We start from the raw sequence: 658 nt of genomic DNA, 5'->3' as shown, positions 1-658 counted from the left end.
ATGCGCCATGATGCCTTCCTTGTTATATTTGCTTAACATTGCTTTAGCGCGATTTTAACTCATTTGCTCTATACGTACACGTAATGGCTGCGAGAGAGTGGAAGTGATCACGCAGAATCGAACAAAAGGATGAATTGGTATGTTGTATGTCTATAAATTGACTCGAGAACATTGCAATTAGATGCATGCCAATAGTAACGTTCTCGCCGCTTACCTCGGGTGAGGCAACATATCTTTCTCCGTAGGGGTGAATTGCGTTATATTGAAGCTCTTGTACCCTACAGAAAAGAGCAAGTTAAGAATGAAATCGATGGGAATCCGCGCGCAACAAAAAGAGAAGACACGTCGATCATTGATCGATGCGGCATTTAGTCAGTTAAGTGCGGATCGCAGCTTTTCCAGTCTCAGCTTGCGAGAAGTTGCCCGAGAGGCAGGAATTGCACCCACTTCTTTTTATCGTCACTTCAAAGACATGGATGAGCTAGGCTTAACAATGGTTGATGAAGGCGGTTTACTATTACGTCAACTGATGCGTCAGGCACGTCAACGTATTGTCAAAGAAGGCAGTGTGATTCGAACTTCGGTTGAAACCTTTATGGAATTCATTGAAAGTAGCCCTAACGTATTCCGCTTATTATTGCGTGAGCGCTCTGGCACT

Annotated in this window: 1 protein-coding gene; it reads left to right on the top strand. The window is 43.9% G+C overall.

What is annotated here, in order from left to right:
- Window positions 1–301 precede the first annotated feature (301 nt).
- The coding region (gene fabR / locus R7040_RS27150) for an HTH-type transcriptional repressor FabR (protein ID WP_318097698.1) at window positions 302–658 on the top strand (357 nt) is incomplete at its 3' end.

Source organism: Vibrio sp. 1069, assembly GCF_033340555.1.
This window is presented reverse-complemented; position numbering and strand designations above follow the sequence as displayed.